7 protein-coding genes are annotated in these 20,026 nt (G+C 39.2%); 6 read left to right on the forward strand and 1 reads right to left on the reverse strand.

From position 1 onward, the window contains the following. Positions 1–164: 164 nt before the first annotated feature. Positions 165–2,651, reverse strand: a complete 2,487-nt coding sequence (locus J4051_RS03250) for a M14 metallopeptidase family protein (protein WP_208232399.1) — start codon at positions 2,649–2,651, stop codon at positions 165–167. A gap of 121 nt (positions 2,652–2,772) precedes the next feature. On the opposite strand from J4051_RS03250, the gene bshC reads away from it, so the two are divergent. The 6 genes from bshC to guaA all read left to right on the forward strand — a co-directional run bounded on the left by bshC (position 2,773) and on the right by guaA (position 20,010). Next, positions 2,773–4,383 carry a bacillithiol biosynthesis cysteine-adding enzyme BshC gene (bshC, locus tag J4051_RS03255; RefSeq protein ID WP_208232401.1) on the forward strand — a complete coding sequence of 537 codons (1,611 nt, stop codon included), beginning with the start codon at positions 2,773–2,775 and terminating at the stop codon, positions 4,381–4,383. A 19-nt stretch (positions 4,384–4,402) separates the two neighbouring features. Then, positions 4,403–5,773 (forward strand): pyridoxal phosphate-dependent decarboxylase family protein, encoded by a 1,371-nt coding sequence (locus J4051_RS03260; RefSeq protein WP_208232620.1) that lies wholly within the window; start codon positions 4,403–4,405, stop codon positions 5,771–5,773. Between the two features lie 376 nt (positions 5,774–6,149). Further along, complete coding sequence (locus J4051_RS03265; protein ID WP_208232402.1) at positions 6,150–10,850, forward strand: galactose oxidase-like domain-containing protein; 4,701 nt, start codon at positions 6,150–6,152, stop codon at positions 10,848–10,850. 660 nt (positions 10,851–11,510) lie between these two features. After that, the gene (locus J4051_RS03270) at positions 11,511–14,402 is read left to right on the forward strand and encodes a discoidin domain-containing protein (RefSeq protein WP_208232404.1); all 2,892 of its coding nucleotides are present in this window, start codon (positions 11,511–11,513) and stop codon (positions 14,400–14,402) included. A gap of 702 nt (positions 14,403–15,104) precedes the next feature. Beyond that, complete coding sequence (locus tag J4051_RS03275) at positions 15,105–18,167, forward strand: discoidin domain-containing protein (protein ID WP_208232406.1); 3,063 nt, start codon at positions 15,105–15,107, stop codon at positions 18,165–18,167. Between the two features lie 307 nt (positions 18,168–18,474). Then, positions 18,475–20,010: a glutamine-hydrolyzing GMP synthase gene (guaA, locus tag J4051_RS03280; protein WP_208232407.1), complete on the forward strand. Its 1,536-nt coding sequence runs from the start codon at positions 18,475–18,477 to the stop codon at positions 20,008–20,010. Positions 20,011–20,026 lie beyond the last annotated feature (16 nt).

Consider the following 20,026-nt stretch of genomic DNA (forward strand, 5'->3'; position numbering starts at 1 on the left):
TACAAAATAAAACAGACGTATAAATGCCTTAACTGTTAATTTTATTTCCACCCGTGGGTTTTAATATCCCGAGGCTTGCCCCGATAGAACAGGCGATTTCTTATTCATACCTCGTGGGCTTGCCCGCTGTGTTGGTCGGATGAGCCCCGAGGTTGTTGATTCTGCTACAATTGGAAGGCATTATTATTCACAAAGAAAATGGCGTTGACAAAAAATAATTTGCCATTTTCCCAGAAATTCCTGAAAAGGATATTATCAGCCATATAAATGATACTGCCCTTACCAACGCGTTCTTCACCGAAAATTAGAGAGTTTTCCAAATTTTTTAAGGTATTCTTTCCAGCAAATCCAGATACCTTTTTAGGGTTTTTACCTAAGTAAGCAACATTGTAGCCTTTTTCTAATAAACTGTAAGCGGTAGATCCTGATTTTAATGTAAAGTAGTTTTGATCATAACCAAAAGCTAATGGGTGCGTGTTGTCCACCTCCGTGTTAAAAACAGACCCTGTAATCAAGTTATTGGTGTTGTCACGCTCGCGTTCTGCATAAGCGATGAGGTTGCTTTTTAAGGCCGTTGTATCTTTTGACGCCGTGGTCTTCAAGCCAAAATCTTTATGATCTGCGAAAATATTTAAAGCGCCATCAATCGCAATGACTTTACCTCCTTTTTTGACCCAGTTTTGAAGTTTTTCCAAGTTTGATTTATCGAATAGTCTGCTATAATTCCCATTTGGAATGACCAAAACAGTGTATTTGTCGAGATTGGTTCTTGAAAAGTTGTTGGTATTAATTGACGTGACAGGGTAATGTAATTGCTGTTCAAAGAAATGCCATACTTCGCCATAGCCCAGAGACGAGGTGTAATTGCCAGAGAGCACTGCAATATTGTGTTTATTGACCAACTTGACATCTGGCGATCCAAAATCGGGGCCTGTTTTTGAAAATCCGCTGGTAACGGCAACCGTTTTTCTCTTAAACTTGTTGGCGGCGGCGATTACGACATCATCAAAGTTTTCAACTTTTTTATTGTCACCTCTTATAATAATCAAGGCACCCCGATCAAAAGATTCTGAATTTCTGGTAGTTAAAGGTTTTTCTGTGAAACGTATTTTGACGTTTTGTTTTAATAATTCGGCTAAAAACTCAGCATCCTTCATATGATCCCATTTGGCGACATAGGCTACGGCATTGGCGTTTTTCGTGTTTAATTCTGGGGTCTTTCCAATAGTTGTGGTTCCAACTAAATTGCCGCTCGCCACGGCATCCAATCCGTAGGCATAAGGTAAGCTCCAAGCGGTAATATCGTAAGTGATAGAATCTGCCAAATGTGTATGAGGCTCAAATAATACTTGCACCATTTGACCTTTTGGTTGAAGGGCACTGATCACTATGTCTTCAGAATTCACGTTGCGGTTGCCATTTTTACTGTCATTATAGCTGTAACCTGAAATCTTTCCTGTTGCTGCGGCACCATAAGTGATTTCGTGTTTGTCCAATAATGTTTTTAGTCCATCTATCTTATCACGTGAACCGTGCAATACGTAACTTTTGTACTTGATATTCTTGTTGGCGAAGAACTTCTTGAACTCCGCATTTAATTTTTCGGCATTTTTAGAAGCCATTTCTACAGTTGATAAACCTGTTGTATAATGGTGTTCCAATCGGTCTACTAAGGTTAGGACATCACCTTCATCATTCAAAATTCCCAAACCTTTTTGGCCACTTTGCTCATAGGTCATCCCAATGGCGCCCATATAAGTCGGGTAAGTATCGCCATAACTTGGGTAGAGCAAATCAAAACGCTCTTGTGTGAAATACAGCCAACCATTAGCATCAAAGTATTTCGCGTGATTTTCTCCAATTTGCGTCTGAAAATCGCGCTGCCAATCGGTTATAATGTCGTGAAAGGGCTCTGCAGCTGGTGCAAAATAATACGGATCATTGATGCCCTGTTCATGGAAATCGACGTGAATTTGCGGCAACCACTTATTATAAACTTTTAAACGTGCCTGAGTTTCTTTTTGGCTGGCCCAAACCCAATCTCGATTGAGATCAAATAGATAGTGGTTGGCCCTGCCTCTTGGCCAAGGTTCGTTTTGTTCGCTAGCTTGTTGGTCAATGTCATAAGGCGTGCTTTTTGTTTGATTATACCAATTGACATATCGGTCGCGACCATCAGGGTTTAAGCAAGGATCAATGATGATCACCGTGTTTTTCAACCAGTCTTGTTTTTCTGTCAATAAGGTGTAAATGGTTTTCATTGATGCTTCCGTACTTGAGGCCTCATTGCCATGAACATTATAGCTCAGCCACACCACGGCAATATCGTTGGAAGATGCACTTCCTTCAAGAACACCAGCATTTTTTAGATGGTTTTGTCTGATGGTTTCAAGGTTTTTCATGTTTTCTTCGGAAGAAATAATCGCCGTATAAAGCGGTCGTCTTTCGTAAGTCTCTCCGTATGTTTCAAGTTTGACCTGTTTTGGCAGTTGTGAGGCTACCATTTTAAAGTAGTCTACCACTTCATGGTGTCTTGAAAACTCTGTACCCAATTCATAACCAAGAAACTCTGAAGGGGATTGAAGGTATTGCGATTGCGAAGCAAAAATGGGACTCAAAAGGACAAAAAGAAAAACGGATAGTTTACGCATAATGAAATAGTGTGGAATAAATTAGTTGAGTAAAGATAGGAAGCCAAAGTGAATTAACTTTAATTTAGGACTCAAAAAATGTTAAGAGCATTATCTTTACATTTCATTTTTAAATACGAATATGCCAACTGATTATATCCCATTTAAAGACACCAATTATTTTTCTTCCTTGATTTGCGATTATTTAGATGAAAAGGAAAACCTCAAACCATTTTATAATCGCTTTCCAAAGCTTGAAAATTTTGAAAAGCAGATTGAAGAAAAACAGCTGAATTATAATCGAAACAATCGGTCTGACTTGGTGAAGGCACTCATGTTACAGTATGAAGGCTTGAGCATTTCTTCCATGACCCTCACTAATATTGATCTTCTAAAGCACGGCACAACATTTACGGTCACCACAGGGCATCAACTGAATTTGTTTACGGGCCCCTTATATTTTTTCTATAAAATTGTTTCGACAATTAATCTTTGTAAGGAATTAAAAGCAGCCTATCCCAATTTTAATTTTGTGCCTATTTATTGGATGGCTACGGAAGACCACGATTTTGAAGAAATCAACTTCTTTAATTTTAAGGGCAAAAAAGTGCAGTGGAACAGAGAAGCTTCAGGGGCTGTTGGGGAATTGGATTTAGAAGGTTTGGACCATGTTTATGAGGTATTTGCAACGCAGTTGGATAAAAGTGAGAATGCAAAATCCTTAAAGAAACTATTTGAGCAAGCTTATTTGGAACATGATAACTTAACAGATGCAACCCGATTTTTGGTCAATAAACTGTTTGCAATTTATGGCTTAGTTATTTTAGATGGGAATGATCCCAATTTGAAAAAAATGTATCTGCCCTATATTTCTGAAGAATTGATTCAACAAACGGCATTTGAGAAAGTGACCAAAACAAATGAAGAGATCAATAAATTGCCTTCTAATTATAAAATACAGGTCAACCCTAGGAAAATTAATTTATTCTATCTCAATAAAGACTTACGAGAACGAATTTTAGAGACCGATGGTTCATATGGCGTTTTAGATACCGATATCCGATGGACAAAGGATGAATTACTTGCCGAGGTAAACGCACATCCAGAACGATTTAGTCCGAATGTGATTTTGCGCCCTATGTATCAAGAAATTATTCTGCCCAACCTTTGCTATATCGGCGGCGGCGGGGAATTGGCATATTGGTTACAATTGAAATCTAATTTTGAAGCGCAAGACGTGACTTTTCCAATGTTGTTGCTTCGGAATTCTGTACTGCTCATCACTGAAAAACAAAAGGATAAACTTAATAAATTGAAGGTTTCTGTTGCCGATTTATTCTTAAATCAAGAAGACTTAATGACCAAGGTAACTAAATCCATTTCCGATATCAACATCGATTTTACTCCTCAAAAGGAATATTTAAAGAAGCAATTTGAAGATTTATATGTTTTGGCGGAGCAAACCGACAAATCCTTTAAGGGCGCGGTTGCGGCACAAGAAGTCAAACAAATAAAGGGCATAGAAAATCTTGAACATCGCTTATTAAAAGCCCAGAAACGGAAAATGGAGGATGTTTTGGATCGTGTAAAAATCCTACAGGATGAATTGTTTCCAAGACAAAGTCTGCAAGAGCGACATCTCAATATTTCGGAGTTTTATTTGGAATATGGCGAAGACATCATTCAGAGTTTAATTGAAAATTTAGAGCCATTAAAAGCTGAGTTTTTAATTTTAGACATTTCAAATCAATAAATCTGGAGCTATGAAAAGCATGCACAAAATTGATTTGAACTTAATTGAGATGACCTTGGACATTATGAAATATGCCATTGGGCGTATTTCAGCAACGGAGCATCCCATAGGCAAGCCCAAAAAAGAAGCAGAACTCAAAAGTCTGGTGGGAGAAACGATCACGGCAAAAGGGATTGGTGGCGAATATGCCTTCAATTTATGGAAGGACCATTTGGCAAAGGCCAATGTGCCGGTAGACCATCCTCGAAATCTTGCATTTGTACCAGCCTCGCCTACAAAAGCAGCCATTATGTTCGATTTGGTCACCTCGGCGTCCAGTATTCATGGTGCGTATTGGATGGAAGGTGCAGGCGGCATTTTCTGTGAAAATGAAGCCATGAAGTGGATTGTGTCTCTTACAGGTATGCCCGACGGTGCGTTCGGTGTATTTACGAGTGGCGGAACCGCAGCCAATTTATCAGCCATTGTAACGGCAAGAGAACATTGGCGTGAGAATCCTGAATTCCAGAGAGAAAAGGGATTGATCATTACTTCCATTGGCGCGCATTCATCCATCAAAGCGATGGCGAAAGTAGCCGATGTAGATATCCTTTTGGTCGATTCTGAAGAGCGTTTAACAGGTGCTGATCTAAAAACAGCTATTGGAAGCTTGACAAAACACGAGAGAAAACGCCTTTTTGCAGTGGTCGCCACGGCAGGAACAACCAATGCAGGCATTATTGATGATATGGCCGACATTGCCTCCGTTTGTCAGCAGGAAAACTTATGGTTTCATGTAGATGCCGCTTACGGTGGTGGTGCCTTGGTTGCAGATTCTGTCCGCCACTTGTTTGATGGCATCGAAAAAGCAGATAGCGTGACCATCGACCCACACAAATGGATGTTCTCGCCCTACGATTGTGGCGCCGTAATTTATAAAGAACCGGAATTGGCAAAAAACGCCCATTCCCAACAAGGTTCTTATTTGGATATTTTTAAGGACGAAGGTGCACATGGCTTTAATCCCACCGATTATCAAATTCAGTTAACACGTCGCGTCCGCGGATTGCCGTTATGGTTTTCATTGGCTACCCACGGCACGGATCGGTATAGGGAAGCGGTGGAGCGTGGCATTGAACTGGCGCAAATTGCCGGAAGAATGATTACAGCCCATCCAGATCTGGAATTGGTTCGAGAACCAAGTTTATCTTGCGTATTGTACCGAAGAAAAGGATGGCAACCGGACGATTATACCGAATGGACTTATGAAAACCATCGCAAAGGTTTTGCATTGGTCACACCCACCAAATGGAAAAATGGCGACCACTTTGAAACTGTGTCACGTTTTTGTTTTATCAATCCGGACACTACGGAAAGGGATATTGAGATGATTTTGGAGTCGATGGAATAAAGCGAGCAAAGCCCTTAAAAGTATTTAATTTTCATTGGGAGTTATTTGATAATTCCTTTATTAAAATCCTTCTGCTCAATAGTTATGATAGTCCTACACTATGTTTTAGCACTTTATGTTGTCTTTAAATAGGACTACATTCATCATGTTAGGATGTAATTATTGACTTCAATCGTCTGTTTGCGAGAGGATTCGTCGAAAATATCAGTAGTTTGCCTAATATAATCTGCGTTCTTAGCTTAAGTGTGTTTCTTTACAAGGAAAAGTAGACAATTCGTCTATTGAATTAATTCATAGTGACCCTAATCAACCTTGAGTTAAGACTTAGTCGAAGAGGCTAACTTAATTTTTACAATCCTGCTTATTCCTAACCATTATGACACGCCTTAAATTATTCACATTTTCTATATTCCTGCTATTTGTGGGGTTTAAAAGTTTTGCCCAAGATCCGCAAGTAGTGGGCCAATGGGGTGGTATCATTGAATTCGACATTGTCCCTGTTGCTATTGCCAATTTGCCCGATGGGAGATTGGTGACCTGGTCTTCAAAATATCATGACGACTTTGATATGAATGATGGGTACACGTTTACCCAAATTTTTGACCCTTTAGGGAATGATAGCTTAGGGGCGGTTTTACCAAGAACGGTAACCGAGACTTATCATGATATGTTCTGCCCCGGGATTAACAATCTGGCCGATGGACGATTATTGGTCACTGGTGGGAGCTCTGATGAGAAAACCAGTATTTATGATCCTAAAACAGGAGTTTGGACAGCTGATGTAGATATGAATATTCCGAGAGGGTATCAAGGCGCGGTGACTTTAGCGGACGGTGCGGCATTTACTATTGGTGGATCATGGAACGATGGTGTCCCTGCAGGAGGGAGAGACGGGGAGATATGGAGAGAAGGCCAAGGTTGGACCCATCTAACAGGATTGTCAAGCACAATACTTTATAATCAAAATGATATTGATGGAGAGCCTGAAGGTGTATATCGATTGGATAACCACGCGTGGTTGTTTGCCGCGCCTAACGGGAAAATTTTTCATGCCGGCCCAGGAGAGACGATGCACTGGATTGATGTAAATGGAAATAGTGGAGCGGGTTCTTATGAAGTAATTGGTCAAAGAGCTCAAGACTCTATGTCAATGAATGGTAGCGCTGCCATGTTTGATATCGGTAAAATTTTAAAAGTAGGCGGGAGTGCGTCATACTCGTCCAACACCGTGCCAAATCCAAATGCCTATGTGATTGCTCTTGATTCAACGGGCATTACTGATAATGTGACCGTAACTGCCACGGCTAATCCAATGGAACACGCCAGAGTATATGTGAGTAGCGTCGTACTTCCTGATGGCGAAGTGTTAATTATGGGAGGTTTGGATCATGCCGAAGTTTTTGTGGACGATGTGGCTTATTTTTCTGCGGAGATGTATAATCCCGAATCAAACTCATTTAGAACTTTGGCCAGTATGCAAACGCCAAGAACTTACCATAGTGCCGCCATTTTATTGAAGGATGGCCGCGTTTTTATGGGTGGTGGCGGCTTGTGTGGCGAAGGTTGTGCAGCCAATCATAAAGATGCTGAAATATTCAGTCCACCGTATTTGTTTAATAGTAATGGCGATTTGGCAGAGCGTCCAACTTTAAAAGCCCCAGATAAGGCATTTTACGAAAGATCATTAACCGTGACGGCCTCACCGGGCATTCAGGAGTTTTCGTTTATAAGAATGTCCTCGGCTACCCATAGTGTGAATAACGAGCAGCGTCGGGTGCCTGTAACCTATTCAGATAATAATGATGGTAGTTACACTTTAAATATCCCCGAAGCCAATCTCATGCCTCCAGGCTATTATATGTTGTTTGCTATAGATGTAAATGGCGTTCCGAGTATTGCAGAAACGGTTTTGGTAGGTGAAGCAGATTCGAGGCTTAATGGAGACCATTTATTGGTGGAATTTGATTTTTTTGAAGGGACTGGGTCTTTAATTAGAGACTCCTCTGGAAATGATAATCATGGTGAAATTATAGAGCATGACGATGATGGAAACCCAGTAGCAACACTTGGTGATTTTTGGACCGCCGATGGTTTATCAGGAAATGCCCTTGAAATGAATGGCATGGAATTTAGGAGTAATTCTATTGTTGACATTCCGACATCTTCCACAATAGGAGCTGCGTTAACAAACCAAATTACGGTCATGGCCTGGGTGAATAGAAATGTTGATAGTAGATTGCCAGACGGCAAAATTCCGAATGTGGCTGTTTTTACGCACTTAGGTGAATTAAACTCTGATTATTCGTCATTTTTTATGGGCTATCACGCGGATCAGTATAAGTTGGAATTTTTTACGCATGGAGGATCTGCTATTCTTTATGGTAACCGCGAGATTGATAAGAGGTACGAGCCTGGGGTTTGGGAACATCTTGTGGCCACTTATGATGGTGAAACTGCAATACTTTATGTGAATGGTGAAGAATTTAGAAGTTCTGATCTTACGGGAAATTTAATAATTAGGACAGATCATCCGGAATCAGTATATAATGCCTTTACACTCTCTGGCTTTTATGAGCTGCGTGATAATCCTGGAGGAGAAGATGGAAACAGCAGCGGCATAACCGATGAGCTCGACGGCCGTATGGACAAGTTTAAGCTCTACAATATTGCACTTACCGAAGCAGAAATCCAAGCTATTTATAATGAAGAATATAAGGTTGTTGTGGAGCCAGACCCTTGTGACGACTATTATTTAGTGTATGAAATAGGCGATAACTCGGGCAGTGGCTCCAAAGAGATTTCCATTCGTGAGGGGGATAGTATCAGATTGACGCTTAATGATGAAAACGTTGATTATATTGTGAGAGGTCCGGATGGGGTTGAAATAATTAATGGCGTCATCAATAATATCATCGAATCAGGTGTCTATACAGTAACAGCTACATTGAGTGAGGTTGGACCAGCTAAAGAGTTGTCTATCCACGATGTATCTAGTGAGCAAATAGAACTCCAAGATAGTAACCGTGAAAAAGCCATTGACGGAAGCCCTAATACTTATTGGCATACAAAATGGGATGATTACAACTTTCCTCATTGGATAGATTTAGATTTAGGTGAAGAAAAAGGAGTGGTAGGACTAGAATATTTACCTCGTCCAATAGATGAAGTAGGTGAGGAGCATAATGCTGAAAATGGCAGAATTTCTGAGTTTTCGATATATGTAAGTGATTCACCTGACGATTGGGTAAGTGAAGATGTTTTAGATTGGGGTACTCCTGTCCACACTGGACAATGGGAAAACACCTATGGATGGAAGATTGAAGAGTTTCCTGAAATCCGTGGCAGATACGTGCGCTTAGTGGCTCATTCAGAGGTAAGAGAACTCCAGCAACATGCCAATGCGGCGGAGATAAAGATTAATGTGACTATAGAATGCGTCCAGACCTTGGAAATAAATGTGGTGACTCCAGAAATCTACACGTTTAATGGCTCTTGGTCTGAAAGTGGTGATCCAAGTGGTGTATCCGGTATATTTGATGATATTATCATCGAAAGTGGTGAAGCAATGATTTTGCAAAGTACATCTGCCCGTAACATTACGGTTGCTCCTGGAGCAGCTTTAACGGTAAATCCAAATGCCGCGGTCAATTTATCTGTTAGAAATACCCTGACTCTAAATTCAAACTCTACATCTTATGCCAGTTTGATTGAAACTGGATATTTAACCGGGACCGTTATTTATAATCGTTATGTGAATAAGATGGGAACCTCTGCAGGCGGTGGTAATGATCTTATTTCGCCTCCTGTAGCGAGGAATTTTAATGCTGCTTTTGTGGAAGAAAACGTAGGTGTAATAGCTGCGCATCCGACTACGGTAGGAATCTATGCCTTTGCACCTTATAACGTGAACTCGGGCAAATATGAGAATTTTAATATAGGAACAAACAATTTGGGGAGTGAAGCGATGGTACCTGGTATAGGATACAGGGCAGCCACAGTAAATGGTGGTACCTTGAGCTTTAGAGGAACCACTACTAAGAGTGCTGTAAGTGTTCCAATTTATGACGGTTCTAGAAGTTCTTGGAATCTTATTGGAAACCCATATCCATCGTATCTTGATTTTGAAATGTTCTTTGAGGTTAATAAAGATCAATTTGAAGCTGGAGAAGCCTATCAGGCCATATATGGTTATACTGGTAATTCCGGCGAGTGGACAATTCTCAACAATTTAAGTTTTGAGGATCCTAATTTACAACCCAAAATTGCACCAGGTCAAGGATTCTTTGTGAAATCAAAAGTGGGCGGTGGTATAGTACGATTTACACCGGAGATGAGAACTTCAGGTGCATCGGATGACTTTATCCATGGCAGACCCAATAAGAATATTGCGTTAAGCAAACTTAAATTGACAAGAGGGTCCAGTGATGTGAGTACAAGCGTGTATTTCGTGGACGGAAGCACCAAAGGAATAGATCCAGGTTATGATGCAGCCGCATATGCTGCCACCAAGGTTGATTTTTTACTTTTCACTAATTTAATAGAGGGTAATAAAGGTTTGGATATTGCCATTCAAGCTCTGCCTTATGAAGATTTTAATGATGTGATCGTTCCTTTGGGAGTCAAAGCTAAAGCGGGCGCACAATTGAGCATTAGTCTTGATGAGGTTTCCACATTGCCAGCTAATATTAATGTGTATTTGGAAGATACCCAATACAATACACTGACGTTGTTGAATGATGACGCCTTTACTTTTACACCTACCGTAGATTTGAATGGTGCGGGTCGTTTCAATGTCCATTATGCATCGAGAACCTTATCCATTGGAGATATGGATGCCAATGATAATTTACGCATCTACACAACATCATCACCTAAGACCTTATACATTATGGGGCAACTGACCGGTGCAACAAGAGCCTATTTATATGACATACAAGGGCGGTTGGTATTGAGTAAAGCTCTCAATCCAAATACTACGGAAAATACCATGGATATCTCAACCATCGGTACTGGTATTTATGTGGTAAAGCTTAATAATGACCATCAAATTAAAACTCAGAAGCTGGTGATTAAATAGGAGGTGCATTAAGGTTATCTAATCCCGATTAAATAATACAATTTTTTAAGGCTGAACAATGACCGCATTGTTCAGCTTTTTTAATGGGTCAACTGTGTTTGGATTAATGTGGGTTAGTTGTCTGCAATCCTTTTATCGCGTTTGCGATATGAAGCTACTTAATATGAAGGTGAAGTTTTCTTTCTATTTGGACTTAATCTTTTTATTAATCTTATCTAGTTTTTGAGTCCATCTTATACTTATCATTGATTGATATTTTTTTTCATGAAATTGCCATTTTAAGACGCAAGTGCGGTTTAAAATCAACCTATAGTCCTAAAGATAAACTCGTCAACTCTACTCAATGAATTCGATAACATCTCTTTTGATCTTATGTTTATGTATATAACTTCGCTGCTTTTTCAAGGATGTGATAGTGATAAATACTCAATATAAATTGTGTAACTTCTTCAATTAGGGTTGGAATATGGTGAAAATAATTTATCTGAGATTGAATAGTTTGTCGAAAAGATTGGTAGTTTACCTTAAAAAATGTTTGTTGTTGAATTTAAGTTTATTATTTGCAAACAATAGTCCCGCATCCGTTCAGTTAATTCGTTAATGAATTACATATATGAATTAAGAAGTGGTCTAATGCCCAACCCAAATCTTTTTATTATTATGTCTAGTACAAGATTCTATTTAATTTTTTTTCTTCTCATATTTTTAGGTTTTAAGGGTTTTTCCCAGAATCTTGAGGTGAACTTGGCTCTTGGGCAACCTACCTCACAATCGAGTGTGGATTGGGGAGGTGATCCTGAGAAAGCTGTTGATGGTAATACCAGTGGTTTTTTTGACAATGATAATTTAGAAGGTAATTCGGTAACCCATACAGAGGATTTACCGGATTCGTGGTGGCGCGTAGATTTAGGCGAGGTGTTTGATCTCTCTGAAATACGGATTTTCAATAGAACTGATGAATCGGGTCGACTCTTTGGTGCAGAAGTTTTTGTTGGTATTATTGATAGTTATGATATTTCAAATTATACCTCAGTTGGCATTTTAAATTCAAGAACAATCCAAGTTCTATCGAGAGATCTTGGAACTGCTAGATATGTTATGATTCGTCAAAATGGCATATTGAGCTTGGCAGAAGTTGAAGTTTATGCTAATCCTTTAAACTGTCCTCCAACAGGTACCAGCTGTGATGATGGTGATCCAAATACGATCAATGACGAGCAAGATGGGAATTGCAATTGTGTAGGGACTGTTATATTATGTGAAGACTTATCGATAACTTATGAAATAAACAGTGGTCCAAGAGTTGATGGGGCAACAGAAGTTACGGTCAACGAGGGCGATGATATAGGATTGTTTCTGAATTTGGAAGGTGTTGCCTATACCGTAACAGACCCAAGCGATAATGTTCTAAGTAGCCCTATTGTTTCAAACATCAGTAGTGGACAATCTGGTCTATATACAGTAACTGGTATCTTACATCCAGTTGTGATATCCGTGGATAGTGAAGAATATTTAACAGAGAATGGCCATGCTTCAAACGCCGTTGATGGCAATCCTGATACTATATGGCATACGGAATGGTCTGCTATAGATGATCCCTACCCTCATGAGATAGTAATTGATTTACGTACTGAATCAACTGTATCTGGTCTTGAGTATTTACCAAGACAAGATGGTATACTACACGGTATGATTGCTGGTTATGAGATTTACGTGAGCAATTCAACTACCGACTGGGGTAGTGCTGTGGCTACTGGATACGAGGGAGGCACAGGTGTTAATGTGCCTTGGGCCTACAATGCTGATTTAAAACAAATCAGTTTTACTGAAAAGCAAGGAAGATACGTACGCCTGGTGGCGCTTTCAGAAGGAGGAAATAACGATTGGGCATCCGCTGCAGAAATTAGAGTGATCAGTGAAGTTATTACTCCATGCATCAAGACCATACAAATAAATGTTGGAACAGCATATATATATGATGGTAGCACCTGGTCCCCAAGCGATCCAAATTCTACTGAACTTGGTATATATGATAGTATCCGAATTAATTCAGGCGATGCTGTAATTTCCAATTCTCTATCATGTTACAGTGTAATAGTTGCTCCTGGTGCAGGATTAACCGTCAATAGTGGGGTGACATTGGCTGTGGACACAACAACTTTACAGTCCAGGTCTAACACCTATTCAAGTTTGATTTTGAACGGGGAGATTACTGGTGCTGTCAATTACGAACGATACGTTAATGTGATTGGCACTTCTGCTGGCGGTGGGAATGATCTTATTTCTTCCCCAGTGGTCAATCAGACTTTTGGATCTTTTGCATCAGCACCTGCTAATGGTGTGTTAGCAGCATCAGGGACGTTGAGAGCATTTGCACCTTATAATACCGCAGCTGGTGCCTACCAAAATTATGATATCACTGCAAATGCATCAACTATTATAGCATCAGGAATGGGTTTCAGAGCAGCTACAACTACAGGTAGCAACTTGACCTTTACAGGATCTGTTGCGAAATCAAATGTACAGGTCGCTATGTCAGATGCCTTACCAGGAAGAGCTTGGAACCTGATTGGAAACCCATACCCTTCCTATCTTCATTTCAGAACATTTTTTAATTCTAATATGGATGAATTTGAATCTGGTAAAGCCTATCAAGCAATTTACGGATATAACGGTGGGGCATCAAATCAATGGGAAGTTTGGAATTTGGCTACATCCAATGAGGGCGATTTAATTGCTCCAGGCCAAGGATTCTTTGTAAAGGCTAAAGCAGGTGCAGGCAATATAACCTTTACACCAGCTATGAGACGTACTGGAACTTCTGACGATTTTATTGCTGGAAGACCAGCGAGCGCATCCAAAGCCTTAAGCAAGCTTAAATTAAGTAATGCTTCCAATACGGCATCAACAAGTATCTATTTTATTGAAGGCACAACAAAAGGTTTGGACCGCGGTTATGATGCGGCAGCTTATTCAGCTACTAAAGTTGATTTTTCAATGTTCACCAATTTATTGGAAGACAATACCGGTCTTGACATCGCTGTACAATCTTTACCTTATAATGATTTTAATAACGTTACTGTCCCCTTGGGAATTAAGGCTAAAGCAGGGGCGGAATTAACGATCAGCATCGATGAGGTTTCTACACTACCATCAAACATTAATGTGTATTTGGAAGATACCCAATACAATACCTTGACTTTATTGAATGATGAAACCTTTACTTTTGCGCCAACGACCAACCTAAATGGGGCCGACCGTTTCAATATTCATTACTCAGCTAAAACATTATCAGTTACCGACATTCAGTCTAATGATAATTTGCGTATTTATACAACAACATCTCCTAAAGCCTTATTTATTATGGGGCAATTGTCTGGTTCAACAACAGCACATCTTTATGATATACAAGGCCGATTGGTTATGCATAAAGTTCTCTATCCTAATACTACTGAGAATACCATGGATATTTCAACTGTAAGTACTGGAGTTTATGTGATAAAACTTAATAATGATAATCAATCCAAAACACAAAAACTTATTATTAGATAAGATGTTATTAAGGCTGTAAAAATTTCCTAATATATGAATAGCCTAAAAATGAATCCAAAAGAGCAGAACCTTTATAGTTTTCGCTCTTTTTTTTGCACCACTTTTAATTGCAAAAAGTTTTTGTTGATTCATATTTTACAAATGAAAAAGAGCAATATCTTCTACATCTCGATTTTCTCTATGCAAAGGCTAAAGAGGATGATGATTGCATTATTTTGGATACTGCTATAGCCTCAAGTCATTCTTTGGTCAACATCTTGTCGTATGTTTTTATAGCTATAAAAATCTTTTCGGAATTCTGCAATAATATTATTTCTTCATCTTATTTTTATTGGAAATCCAGTTCGATTCAGGTGTCTAAACCATAACTGGATATTTAACGTCTTAACAAGAATTAGATTACTGATTTTATTATCCATCGCACTTGTCCATCGCATTTATTTCCGTAGAAGCTGTTTGTCGTAAAAAAAACTGATTTTATCGACGAGACTGCGGATTACCGATAATTTTGGTAGATTATCCGTAAAAAATATATCTTTTTTAATAAGTGATCTATAATTAATACGTTTATTTGCACCCTTAAAGTTATTTGTCTCATTTTAAATCGGTAATTATTATTGTATTTAAACCTGAATTAAAACAGATTTAAATAACTGCTCCAAAATCTTTTACTATTATAACTATCAATTTTGACCTACGATTATGATTAAAAATTATTTTTCTACTATTTCATTTCTACTATTATTTATCGGTCTTCATGGCTTTTCTAAAAACCTCCGCGATGGGAGTCGATGGAGCACTCCGGTTTCATTTGAATTGGTGTCTGTGCCACTATCTGATTTACCTGACAATAGTTTCTATTATGGGTCATCAATAGATCATGCTGATTTTTTTGAGGACGTAAGTGAGATTTCGAGCTTGGCTGACGCTAAAATGTATTTTTCTCCTGAATGTCCTACTGAAGGCCAATCCTGTGATGACGGAAATTCAAATACTATCAATGATGCGTTAGATGCTGACTGTAATTGTGTGGGAGTTGCTATCGCCTTAGCTTGTGAGGAAACCGAGATCTCTTATCAAATAAATAACAGTGGCCCAAGACAAATTGGTGGAACGGAAATTACTGTTGGTGAAGGTGACACTGTTGAATTATTTGCCAATTTAGCAAATTATACGATAACAGGTCCAAACGGTGTCGTTGTGACCGCTAACACGATGAATGATATTCTTCCTTCTCAGGCTGGTACATATACTGTGAATACAGCCTTTAGAAGACAAACGGCAATTCCAAATGTAGTTTCAGTGAGCAGTCAACATACTACTACCGGTAATAATAGTATTTCAGCGGCATTTGATAATGACCCTACAACTTTCTGGCACAGTAACTATAACGACCCTGTTTCTAGATATCCTCATGAATTAGTGTTTGATATGGGGGCAGGCGCTGTGTTGTCTGGCTTCACTTATTTACCTAGGACTGGAAGTGGTGACGGCGATACAAATGGTAGAATTGGTACATATGATATTTATGTTAGTAACACACTTGGATCATGGGGTACTGCTGTAGTACAAAATGGAACATTCGCAAGCAATGATGCCTTAAAGACTGTAAGATTTACGCCAAGACAAGGACGTTATTTACGTTTTGTTGCAAAAACACCGGCAATAGCTAATCAAGTTTGGGCAACAGCTGCTGAACTATCTGTTTTGAGAGGTGCTACTGCCACAGCCAGTAGCGCATTAAGTATAAGCCCTTCTTCAAATGCTACTGACAATAATGACAATACTATCTGGCAAACTGCTTCAGGTGCAACGGGTTCTCCTTATATTACTTTAGATTTGGGGATCGAATCTAATGTTACCGGTATTGAGTATCTGCCACGTCAGTCAGGTACGACTGGTAGGATTACCTCCTATGAAGTCTTTATAAGTAATTCTTTGAGTAATTTTGGTACACGTGTCGGAACTGGCACATGGAGTTATACTAATAATGCAACAGGTTTAAAAACGGCTAGTTTTCCTGAAAAGAAGGGTCGTTACGTGAGACTTGTATCAACTACTGGTGCTGCTGCATCCGCCGCAGAATTTAGAGCCATTAGTTCAACCATCAATTTTCCGTGTGCCAAGACCATCCAGATCAATGTCGACAAAATAGAAACTTACACTTATACCGATGGCACTTGGTCTCCTACAACTCCAGTTGGAGTGGTTACTGCAAATGATAATATTACTATAGCTTCCGGTGACGCTGTGATTGCCACCAATATCACATTTAATAATTTAATTGTTGAACCTGGTGCATCTCTTACTGTAGATTCAGGTGCAATAGTAAATGCTACTACCACAACTTTAAAGTCGAGATCAAATTCGTATTCTAGCTTAATCGTTAATGGTGAAATAAATGGTGTAGTTAATTATGGGCGCTGGGTCAATAAAATGGGTACGGCTGCAGGTGGAGGCAATGATCTTATTTCCTCCCCATTGACAAATGCAAAATTTAACAATGCTTTTAGGATAGCCAATCCAAATTTACCTCAGAATCCAAGCCAACCTGGTGTTTTTGCGTTTGCACCATATAATGTAATATCTGGTGCTTATGAGAATTATAATATAGGTGCTGATTATTTAGGTGAATTTTCACTTATTTCTGGCACTGGATATAGAGCTGCAACTATAGCTCTGACACCACAAACCGGCAACACCTTGACATTTACAGGAGAGGCTACTAAATCGGATGTAAATATTGCTATTTCTGATGGTGGTTTGGGCGAAGCCTGGAACCTTATCGGAAACCCATATCCATCTTATTTAGATTTTAAAACTTTCTTTGATATCAACATTAATGAATTTAGGCCTGACGGCGCTTATCAAGCTATTTATGGTTATAAAGGAAACTCTAGTGATTGGAATATTTTGAATTATGCCACTGCTGAAACAGATCAGTTAATTGCCCCTGGACAGGGATTCTTTGTTAAAGCCAAAGCAGGTGGAGGTAGTGTTCAATTTACTACAGCTATGAGAAGAAAGGGAGGTTCAGATGATTTTATTGTGGGTAGACCCGGAAGTTCATCAAGAGCATTAAGCAAGCTTAAATTGAGTAGCGCTTCTAAAGAAGTAACCACCAGTGTTTATTTTATTGATGGGACTAGTAGAGGATTAGATGTTGGTTATGATGCTGCTGCCTATGCGGCTACTAAAGTTGATTTTGCAATATTTTCTAAGTTGTTAGAAGATAATTCAGGTCTTGATATCGCTATTCAGTCCTTACCATACACTGATTATAACGATGTGATCGTACCGTTGGGAATCAAGGCCAAAGCAGGAACAGAATTGAGCATCAGTATTGATGAGCTCTCAACACTGCCATCAAACATTAAGGTGTACTTGGAAGATACCCAAAACAATACGCTTACTTTATTAAATGATGAAGCTTTTACTTTTAAGCCTACCACAAATTTAAATGGAGCTGACCGTTTTAATGTTCATTATTCGGCTAAAACGCTGTCCATTGATGATATGAGCGCAAATGATAATTTACGTATTTATACAACAACATCACCTAAAACCTTGTTTATTACAGGGCAATTGTCCGGTCCAACAACAGCGCAACTTTATGATATACATGGACGATTGGTATTGGGTCAAGTTCTCAATATGAATACGACAGAGAATACCATGGATATCTCAACCATGAGCACGGGTGTTTATGTGGTAAAGCTTAATAATGAGCATCAATTTAAAACGCAAAAGCTGATCATTAAATAGAACTTGCAACAGAACTACTTAGTCATATTTAAAGAATAGAATAGATTAAAGCTGAACAATGACATCATTGTTCAGCTTTTTTAATTTATTGCTAATGAAGCCCAAAACTAAAATTGACGGGCACCAGGTTTTGTGTTGATCGCACCCACCAAACGGAAAACGGCGTTTTAAGGTCTTATAACAACTCTATTTTATTGAAGATCGTCGCTTTTTTGTAAAGATGATATCGTCTTAAAGTCTGCTCATTATTTTACAATTTTCATGACTGCTAAATCGTAAATCTGAAAATCAATCCTTATTTTTGCGCATGCAACATAACAAAGTCCTTATTTTAGATTTCGGATCGCAATACACCCAACTTATTGCGAGACGTGTTAGAGAACTCAATATATATTGTGAGATCCATCCATTCAATAAAATTCCAACAGAAATAGAAAGCTTTAAAGCGGTCATTTTATCTGGAGGGCCATCGTCTGTGAGAGCAGAGAATGCACCACATCCAGATTTATCAAAAATTAGAGGCCACATGCCGTTACTGGGCATATGTTATGGCGCCCAATATTTGTCCCATTTTTCTGGAGGATTGGTAGCACCTTCCGATTCGCGCGAGTATGGCAGGACGAATTTATCTTATATTAAGGTAAAAGAACCTCTGTTTAATCATATCGATACGGGCAGTCAAGTATGGATGAGCCATAGTGATACCATTAAAGATTTGCCCACAAACGGTCTGCTAATTGCAAGTACGAAGGACGTTGAAAATGCTGCTTTCATCATCGAAGGAGAGCAAACATATGGCATTCAATTCCATCCTGAAGTTTACCATTCTACGGATGGCAAGCAACTTTTGGAGAATTTTTTGGTCCATATAGCAAAATTGGAACAGGATTGGACACCACAGTCTTTTGTGGAAGAAACCGTGGAGGCTTTACAGGCACAAATTGGTGACGATAAAGTAGTTTTAGGTCTTTCTGGAGGTGTAGATTCTTCAGTGGCTGCAATTTTACTTCATAAAGCCATTGGCAAAAATTTGTATTGCATTTTTGTGAATAACGGATTACTTCGCAAGAACGAATTTGAAAGTGTCCTGACCCAATATGAAGGTATGGGCCTCAATGTAAAAGGTGTTGATGCTTCGGCACGTTTTTTGGATGCTCTTGCGGGTGTAAGCGATCCAGAGTTGAAACGTAAAGCTATTGGTCGTGTGTTCATTGAGGTTTTTGATGATGAAGCGCATCAAATTGAAGATGTAAAATGGTTGGCACAAGGCACTATCTATCCAGATGTAATAGAAAGTGTTTCTGCAACTGGAGGCCCAAGTGCTACTATTAAAAGTCATCATAACGTTGGAGGTTTGCCTGATTTTATGAAACTTAAAATAGTAGAGCCTTTAAGAGCATTATTTAAGGATGAGGTGAGACGGGTTGGTGCTTCCATGGAAATGGACGAAAACATCTTAGGTCGACATCCGTTTCCAGGGCCTGGATTGGCTATTCGTATTTTAGGCGATATTACTGCCGAAAAAGTACGTATCCTACAGGAGGTGGATGCGGTATTTATCAATAATCTTAAATCCTGGAATTTATACGATAAAGTATGGCAAGCGGGAGCAATCTTGTTGCCTGTAAATAGCGTTGGAGTGATGGGTGATGAGCGTACCTACGAAAAATGCGTTGCTCTAAGAGCGGTGGAAAGCACAGATGGTATGACTGCAGATTGGGTGAATTTACCGTATGAATTTTTGCAAAATACATCCAATGAAATAATAAATAAAGTAAAAGGCGTTAATAGAGTAGTCTATGACATTAGTTCTAAGCCGCCTGCAACTATTGAATGGGAATGAACAATTCCTGCGAAGG

Origin of the sequence: Gelidibacter pelagius (assembly GCF_017581925.1) — a bacterium.
Classification (GTDB): Bacteria; Bacteroidota; Bacteroidia; order Flavobacteriales; family Flavobacteriaceae; genus Gelidibacter; species Gelidibacter pelagius.